Genomic DNA, 8,998 nt, shown 5'->3' with positions numbered 1-8,998 from the left:
TAGCACGATTACAATTCTGAGCTAGCAAAATTCTAACCGCACGGCCGCACGGCGCGAAACTTGATCCGCAATCGCAGCGCCCGATACGTAAATTTTATAAAGCGCGGAATTTTAATCCGCAACGCACGCGGCTAAATTTCAGCTTGCGGCGCGAATATATCTTAGCGATTAAAATTCCGAGCTAGCAAAATTCTAGCCGCACCGCGCTAAGTCATAAATTTAGCTTAGCGGTGCGCCGCAAAATCAAACTCATCGGCGCAGACTACGCATTACCGCGAGCAGGAATTTTATTCGGCAAAGACCGCTTGCTGCGGCACTAAGCTCCAACTTGCGCGCTTTTTAAATCGTCAAATTTTAATCTCGCGGCGCGTCGCCGTCGCGCGGCAAAAAGCAAATCAAAACGCCGCTGCGCCGGATCCGTCGCGTTTAAATTTAGCCCCGCGGATTTATGTCTTTCGAGAGAGCGCCGCCTACCTAGCCGCGCGTTTAAATTTACGCCGCCTGAGACAGACTTTACGATCTGCGCGCAATGAAAGAGCGATCTCTCGCCCGCTGCTCCGCACGATAAAATTTAACCGCGCGGGGCGGCGCGCTATGCGAGCAAATTTAAAACGCGCCGTATTTATGATCGCTTCAAAATTCAAGCTCGAACCGCCCAATTAGAATTCCGTCTCAGGCTGGAGCCGCTGATTAAAACGCGCCGCCTGCGATCGGAACGTCGTTCCAAAGATAGCGCACCTCACCCGCGCCAATCTCGATGATCGAGTAAAAATCGCCGCAGATAAGCAGATAGCGGCCGTCCGCGCGGCTAGCCAGATCTTTTGCGGCGAGCTTCTTACCCAAGATCACGTCGCGCGCGTCGCCGTCGTAAAAGTTTGGCTTAAGATCCAAAAACTCGAGCGGATTTAGCGCCGCCTCATCCGCAAAGCGCGGATCTTGCAGGTCAAAAGCCCCCTCGCTTTCTCGTCTAAGCGCGCTTAGCGTACCCGTAACGCCTAGCTTTCCTGCTAAAATTTGCGCGAAAGAGCGCACGTAGCCACCCTCGCTGAGTGCTACGCGAAAGCTCACGAAGGGATGAACGTAGCTTAAAATTTCGGCATCAAAAACCCGCATCGAGCTCTCTTTTAAACTCACCTCTTCGCCCGCGCGAGCGAGCTTGTATGCGCGCACGCCGTCAATTTTCTTGGCGCTGAAAGCGGGCGGGATAAATTTTATCTCGCCGCGCATTTGCGCCATCGCAGCATCTAAAACCTCGCGCGAAAGCGACGGAATTTGCTCCACTCGCCCTATGTTTTCGTTATCGCCGCTTGGGCTTTGCGCGCCCAGCCACAGCGTCGCAGCGTAAACTTTTGGCTCCTTTTTTAAAAACCTAAAAAAGCGCGCGTATTGCCCGAATGCCACGATCAGCGCGCCGCTTGCGAAGGGATCGAGCGTGCCGCTAAAGCCAGCCTTTTTTATGCCGTATTTGCGCTTCAGAGCGCTTAAAAATTTATTGCTGCCGATGCCCGCGGGCTTGTCCGCCAAAAACAATCTATTCATAAGTGCCGATCTTTTCTACGAAATTTGACATTATTACGCGCGAAATTCCGCCGAAATTTATAGTGAGCCGATCGCCGTTTACCGCCGTGATCTGTCCGATACCGAAGAGTTTGTGTTTGATCAGCTCGCCCTTGCTAAAGCCGCTACTTTGCTCGCGCGGGGGCTCTTTAGCTACCAAACCCGCCTCGGCTATAAACCTGCTAGCATCCAGCCTCTCGCGCTTGCCGCGATAAAAGCGGCTAGCGGCAAAGCTAAGCGTGAGAGTGCGCTTGGCGCGCGTGATCGCTACGTATGCAAGCCTACGCTCCTCCTCGATGTCATTGCTGTCGCCCAAAAGCGGGAAAAAGCCCTCCTCTAGTCCGATTACGAAAAGGTGCGAAAACTCAAGCCCTTTGCTGGCGTGCACGCTCATTATATTTATCGCATCGCCCATGATAGCGTCTTGATCGCTAAGAAGGCTCAGCTCGTTTAAAAATTCCGCCAGATCAAAATCGGGCTTATTGCTCGCCTCGTCCTTTAACATCGCCAAAAACTCGTCGATGTTCGCTACCCGATCGGCGCCGTCGGGCAGCGAAGCGTAGTAAGCTTTGAGCCCGAAAGCGGGCTCCAGCGCGTCTATTTTTTTGATAGTATCGGCTAGCGCGGAAATAGAAGCGATGCCACTTTTAAGCTCCGCTAGAGCCTGCGCCGCCTTGGCGCTAAGCCCCGCGTCCGGCTCGCTAAAAGCGTCAAATAGACTGATAAGTCGCAGGCGCGAAAGCTCCTCGAGCTTTGCCAGCGAGACCTTGCCGATGCCGCGCTTGGGCACGTTTATGATCCGCCTCATCGAAAAGTCGTCGTGCTCGTCGTTTACTAGGCGCAGATAGGCGATCGTATCCTTGATCTCGGCTCGCTCGTAAAATTTCACGCCGCCTACCATTTTGTACGGGATTTTGGCTCGATTCAGCCCCTCTTCCAGCGCGCGCGAAAGAGCGTTTACGCGGTAAAGCACGGCGATTTGAGAGGGTGCTACGCCGCTTGAAAGCAGCTTTTTGATAGCTTCTGCGATCTTTGCCGCCTCGATACTCTCCTCTTCAGAGCGCAAAATTTCGATCTTTTCGCCCCCGCCGTTCATGCTAGTAAGGCTCTTGCCGAGGCGGTTTTTGTTATGCGAGATGAGCTCGTTGGCGGCATTTAAAATTTCATCCGTGGAGCGGTAATTCTGCTCGAGTTTGATAAATTTTACGTTTGAGAACTGATCTTTAAAATTTAGAATATTTTCTATCCGCGCGCCGCGCCAGCCGTAGATACTCTGATCGTCATCGCCCACTACTACGAGGTTTTCGTGCGCGGTGCAGAGCTTTTGCAGCAGTTTGAATTGAATGTCGTTGGTGTCCTGATACTCATCGACCGTGATATAGGCGTAACGGCGCGAAATTTCATCGCATAGTCGCTCATTCGCGCTTAAAATTTTATATGGCAAGATCAGCAGATCATCGAAATCCACCAGATTATTCGCCGCCAAATACGCCTCGTAGCGCTTATATGCTCTAGCGCAATGCGCGTAAAATCCGCTATACATCCTGCTTAGCTCGTCATCTTCGCCCTTTAGAAGCTCGTCGATATCTTTGGGATCAATCAAGGAATTTTTATAGGTTGAAATTTTAGCCGCCAATAGCGACGTGGGCAAATTTATCTCAAAGCCCTTGATGATCTTTTTCTTATCGTCGGTATCGATTACTTGGAAGTTTGCGCTGCGCCCAAGCTCGCTAATATGAAATTTCAAAAACAAAAGCCCAAATTTATGAAAGGTGCACAAAAGCGGCACGCTGCTTAAATTTAGCCCGCTTATCAGATTAAGCGCTCGCGAGCGCATCTCGGCGGCGGCTTTATTCGTAAACGTAAGCGTGAGAGTATTTTCTGCAGGCACGCCGTTTGAGAGCAAGTAGGCAAGGCGCGCGGTGATCGTTTTGGTTTTGCCGCTGCCCGCACCCGCTAAGATTAACATCGCTCCGTCCACGTGGCTCGCAGCCTCGCGCTGAGCGGGATTAAGACCTTCTAAAATATCGCTCATTTTGAAAAAATTTTACGCGATTTTTCGCGCTTAAGCCACTCGGACTCGGGCTGGGAGAAATTTACCGCGATGGGCTTGCCGTCCACGACGATCTGCAAGACCGCGTAAAACGGCACGCTAAGCGTGCTTGCAAAATCCTGCGGCCCGAAACCCGCCTCGAAAACCAGCTCATCCTTACTAAGATGCGCGCTAGAGAGCGTGTATTCCTCCAGCTGCAAAAAGATCGCGGGCATTTTGAAGCTTTTTAAAATTTCCTCCGGCAGCGGCGGGTCAAATTTTATCTGATCCGTCCTCGCAACGATGCCAAATCCATATCCAAGAGCCAAAACGTAGTCCAAAACCGCGCCTATATTTGCACTGCTCACAGCGATAAATTTATCGTCTTTTAAAATTTTATTTATCATCCTAACCCCTCACAAACTCATCTACAAGCGCTGCGACCTGCTCTATGCCGATGCGCCAAAACTCGCTTTTATTGATATCAAAGCCGAATTTCGCCACTAGCTTTTGCGGCTCGTCGCTGCCGCCCGAGCTTAAAAACTCGGTGTAAATTTGAACGAAATTTTCGCACCTGCCGCTCTTATACAGCCCGTAAAGCGCGAGCACCAAAAGCTGCGCGTAGGCGTAGGAGTAGCAGTAAAACGGCGTGTGGATGAAGTGCGGGATGTAGCTCCACCAGCTTTTGTAATGATCCTGCAAGATTAGCTCGCCCGCAAACATCTTGCGCGACTCCTCCATCCAAAGCTCGTCTATTTGCCCCGTGCTTAGCTCATCCGCGCTCGCATGCACGCGCCGCTCAAAGGTCGTAAATCCGATCTGGCGGTAAAGCGTAGCGAAGATATCCTCGATCTTTGCCGCAAGCATCGCTCTTAGCGCGGTCTTGTCGCTTGTAGTCTGCGAGGGTGTATCCATATCGCGCGCTGCGTATTCACATGAACCCGCAAAGCTTTGCGAAGCGGCGTGTTTTACAGCGTGCTCGTTTGGAATTTCACTGCCCTGAGCCTCTTGCGAAGCTTCGCGTTTAAAATTTTGCGAGCCGTCCGAGGCGTCGCTTTTTAAATTTTGCGAGCCGTTTAAATTTGAAAAATTTTCGCGTATATAATCAAATACTAGCATCTCGCAAAACACCGACGCGGTCTCCGCCGTCGTCAGCGGCGTGAAGGAGTTAAAATAGCCCACGCCGTAGCTTAGATACTGATGTATCGCGTGCCCCAGCTCGTGCGCGAGGGTAAATACGTCGCGGCGCTTGCGCGTGAAATTTAAAAGCACGAAAGGGTGCGTATCGCGCGAGCCCGAATGCGAAAACGCGCCGCTTTGCTTATTTTGCGCGGGCATCGCGTCGATCCAGTTTCGCTCAAACGCGATCAGCGCGATCTGCTTAAATTTCGGGCTAAATTTTTCAAACGCCGCAAGCACGATCTGCTTAGCCTGCTCGAAGCTAAACTCGCTCTCATCGCCCCCAAGTGGCGCGTATCTGTCGTAATCATACAGCGCGTCGTAGCCTAAAATTTCGCGCTTTTTAGCGTAAAATTTACCGACTAGAGCGAAGCTTCGCTCCGTCTCTGCGATCAGCGCATCGACGCTTGCGATGTTTATCTGATTTTCCTCGTGCATCACCGCCTCGGCTTTATCGTAGCCGCGCAGCTCGCAGCGAATTTTAAGATCGGTTTTGATCATATTGTAGATGTAACCAAGCAGATGGGAGTTCTGCTCTAGCACCGCGCTTAGCGAGGCTGCGGCGTCCTTTCGCACCTCGCGATCAGGGCTATGAAGCAGGCTTAAAATTTCCTCCTCGCCAAGCTTGCGCCCGCGAAAATCAAAGCTCATCCGCGCCATACTTTCGTCAAAAAGCCGCGAAAACGCTTCGCCGCTTACGGGCGAAGTTTTTAAAAGCACGCTTTCTTGCGGCAAGCTTAGCTGGTGGACTTTGCGCCGCTTAAGCAAGCTCAAATAATATCTGAACCTCCCGCCCCCTGCGATAAACTCGTCCTGTTTTGCGGCGTCAAGCTCGTTAAACTCGAGCTCGAAAAAAAGTAGGCTCTGCGAAATGTCGTTGCAAGCCTGCTCCGTCTTAGCCTGCTGCGCCCCAAGGCTCGTATCTCGCGCGAAGCTAAGATGCGCGAAGCTCATTATCTTGCCGATCTGCTCGCTGATGCTCTCATAGAGCTCAAGCGCGCCTAAAAATTCCTCCGCGCTAAGAGCGTGCAACCCGTCTTTAAATTTAGCTTCAAAATCCAGGGCCTGCGCAGCCGCACTATCTATCGCGCCGCTAAATTCCGCTTCGTTTGCAAACAGCTCGCCTAAATTCCAATTCATCGATTTCCTTTTAAAATTTTTGGATAATTTTATCAAAAAAGAATAAGTAAAATTTTAAAAACCGCGAGATCCGCCGCGCGGGCGGAATTCGCGGTAAAATTTTAAGGTGAGTTATTTTTGCATACTTTGCGACGCGATCGCCGTAAAAATCACGTCGGTGGAGCTATTGATCGCGGTTTCTACCGAGTCTTGGATCACGCCGATGATAAAGCCGATCGCGACTACCTGCATTGCGATGTCGTTTGAGATATTAAAGAGCGAACACGCAAGCGGTATCAGCATCAATGAGCCGCCGGGTACGCCGCTAGCGCCGCACGCACCGACTGCTGAGACCACGCAAAGCAGTAGCGCCGTCCAAAAATCGGGACGCACACCAAGTGTATGAGCCGCGGAAAGCGCTAAGATCGCGATTACCACCGCAGCGCCCGCCATATTTATCGTAGCTCCCAAAGGGATCGAGATCGAGCTTAGTTCGTCGCTGATGCCGAGCTTTTTACATAAATTTAAATTTACCGGGATATTCGCTGCCGAGCTGCGGGTGAAAAACGCCGTGAGGCCGCTTTCGCGCAGGCAGGTAAATACGAGCGGATATGGATTTTTCTTAATCACCGCAAAGACGATGAGCGGATTTACCACGAGGGCTACGAACGCCATCGCGCCTACGAGCACGACTACAATTCGCGCATATCCAAGCAGCGCATCGACGCCGGTTTGATACACGGTAGAAGCTACTAGGCCGAAAATTCCAAACGGCGCGAGCTGGATTACAAATTGCACGATCTTGGTTACCGCCTCGCCCAGATCGGTAAAAATTTTCTTTGTTTCATTAGTGCAAAATTTAAGCGCGACGCCAAGACCTATCGCCCAGGTTAAAATTCCTACGTAGTTTCCGTGCGCGATAGCGTTTACCGGATTATCTACGACCTTAAAAAGCAGGTCTTTTAGCACGACCCAGACGCTCGCAGGAGCGGTATTTTCCGCCGCGCCGACATTGCTTAGAGCAAGCTCTGTGGGGAATAAAAAGCTAGTCGCTACCCCCACGCACGAGGCTAAAAAGGTGCCTACGATGTATAGAACAACCACGCGTTTTAAGCCGCTTGCGCTACCGTATTGTTTATTCACGATTGAGCTTAAGATCAAGATAAAAACTAAAATCGGAGCTACCGCTTTAAGGGCGCCTACGAATAAATTTCCTAAAATTTCCGCAAAAGCTACTACGTTTATTAAAAACGAAGTATGCTCTGCCGCAATATCGCCTGCCGCTGAACGTGCGGCAAAGCCCAAAATGGCGCCTATTATCAAGCCTGTAACTATGCGCAGAACTAGATTTTTATCTTTGTAGCTAGCTACTAATTTTTGAATCGAACTCATTTTTTACCTTTCAATCAAAACGTCGTTTGAAATATATCGAAATTTTATTTAAGCGCATTTAAATTTGGCCGAAATTTCGTAATTTTTAGTTAATCTTAAAACCTCGTTAGATAAAATGCCCCGAAATTTTAATTAGGAGCGGATATGTATCTTTTCACAAGCGAAGTAGTAAGCCCCGGACATCCGGATAAATGCGCCGATATCATCGCAGACAGCATCGTGGATGAAATTTTAAAGCAAGACCCTAACGGACGCGTCGCAGCGGAGGTTTTCATCGCAGGCAAACACGTAGTAATCGGCGGCGAAGTAAACGCCAAGATCGACTTTACCCACGACGATTACCGCCACATCGTAAAGGGCGCGCTTAGCGAGATCGGCTACAACGACAACCCCTACTTTACGCGCGCGCAGTGCCTGCATCCGCAGGATCTGCAAGTGGACGTATTTTTAAACCAGCAAAGCCCCGACATCAACCAAGGCGTCGATCAAGAGGGCGGCGAGATCGGCGCGGGGGATCAGGGCATAATGTTCGGCTTCGCAAGCTGCGAAACGAAAAATTTTATGCCGGCGGCGATCACCTACGCAAGAGCACTTTGCGATCACGTTTATGCCTATGCAAAATCCCATCCCAACGAGCTTGGCGTCGATATTAAGACGCAGGTTACGGTCGATTACGGCACGAAGAGCAATTTTGAGGAGTGCAAGCCGCAAAGCATCCATACGATCGTGGTTTCAGCGCCATGCGTCGAGAGTATGAGTATCGAGCGCGTCCGAGATCGGAAATTTGATCGATTCGGCGGGGCTTCCGAAAGAGCTTTACGACAAAAACAAAACGATCATCTACATCAATCCGACCGGCCGCTACGTAAATCACAGCTCGCTTCACGACAGCGGCCTAACGGGGCGCAAACTGATCGTCGATAGCTTCGGCGGCTACAGCCCGATCGGCGGCGGCGCTCAAAGCAGCAAAGACTACACTAAGGTCGATCGCAGCGGGCTTTACGCGGCGCGCTACATCGCCAAAAACATCGTCGCGGCGGGGCTTGCGAAAAAATGCATCGTCCAGCTCAGCTACGCAATCGGCGTCGCAAAGCCCGTCAGCGTCAGCGTCGATTGTATGGGGACGAATTTAGGCGCGGCAAGCGACGATGAGCTATCCGCTTTCGTGCTTGAAAAATTCCCGCTCACTCCGCGCTGGATCATCGATAAATTCGGCCTTGATCGCCCCGGCAAAGGAAGCTTTCTCTACGCCGATGTCGCAGCGCGCGGACAGGTCGGAAATGACGAATACCCGTGGGAACAGCTCGATAGCGTGGAGCTTTTTAGGGCTTTAAAATAAATTTTATTCTACGACGCCGAAAATGGCGCCAGTATTTTGCGGCTAAGCTTTATAAAATTAGCCGCAAATTTAAACCGCGCAAATTTATCCGTAGATTTACGCGCACCCGCTAGCAAAACGGGCGATAGTCGCAAGCCGTATTCGCGAACGGACGGCATTTACGCACATCCGCCAACAAGACCGCATTTAAAATTCTGCGGCTAAATTTAAGGTCTTATCCAAAACCGCCAAGCGTCGATTATTAAAAGCCGCAAAACACCGAAGCTACGATTAAATTTACGTAAATTTATCGCCGAAAGCGCCTTATGCGAAAATTTGTACCGCGCCGAAACCTGCGTCGCAAAATTGTAAAATTTAAAATATCGTAAAGTGTAAGGCAA

General features: G+C 50.7%; 5 protein-coding genes and 1 pseudogene. 1 reads left to right on the top strand and 5 read right to left on the bottom strand.

From position 1 onward, the window contains the following. Positions 1-690 precede the first annotated feature (690 nt). From truB to sstT, 5 genes are all read right to left on the bottom strand, one after another. Complete coding sequence (truB, locus tag Q0236_RS06195) at positions 691-1,539, bottom strand: tRNA pseudouridine(55) synthase TruB (RefSeq protein ID WP_297916103.1); 849 nt, start codon at positions 1,537-1,539, stop codon at positions 691-693. After that, positions 1,532-3,592, bottom strand: coding sequence for an ATP-dependent helicase (locus tag Q0236_RS06190; protein WP_297916100.1), 2,061 nt, complete (start codon positions 3,590-3,592; stop codon positions 1,532-1,534). The genes truB and Q0236_RS06190 overlap by 8 nt, the downstream gene beginning before the upstream one ends. After that, entirely contained in the window at positions 3,589-3,996 is a 408-nt protein-coding gene (locus Q0236_RS06185; RefSeq protein WP_297916098.1) for a hypothetical protein, read from the bottom strand. Before Q0236_RS06185 ends, Q0236_RS06190 begins: the two co-directional genes overlap by 4 nt. A 1-nt stretch (position 3,997) precedes the next feature. After that, complete coding sequence (locus Q0236_RS06180; RefSeq protein ID WP_297916096.1) at positions 3,998-5,908, bottom strand: M3 family oligoendopeptidase; 1,911 nt, start codon at positions 5,906-5,908, stop codon at positions 3,998-4,000. Between the two features lie 111 nt (positions 5,909-6,019). Beyond that, on the bottom strand, positions 6,020-7,279 hold the full coding sequence (sstT, locus tag Q0236_RS06175; protein WP_297916094.1) for a serine/threonine transporter SstT: 1,260 nt from the start codon (positions 7,277-7,279) through the stop codon (positions 6,020-6,022). A 144-nt stretch (positions 7,280-7,423) separates the two neighbouring features. Between sstT and metK the strand changes: the two are divergent. Further along, positions 7,424-8,618, top strand: a pseudogene (gene metK, locus Q0236_RS06170) (methionine adenosyltransferase). Positions 8,619-8,998: the final 380 nt, after the last annotated feature.

It is taken from the genome of uncultured Campylobacter sp. (assembly GCF_938031315.1).
Taxonomy (GTDB): domain Bacteria; phylum Campylobacterota; class Campylobacteria; order Campylobacterales; family Campylobacteraceae; genus Campylobacter_B.
This window is presented reverse-complemented; position numbering and strand designations above follow the sequence as displayed.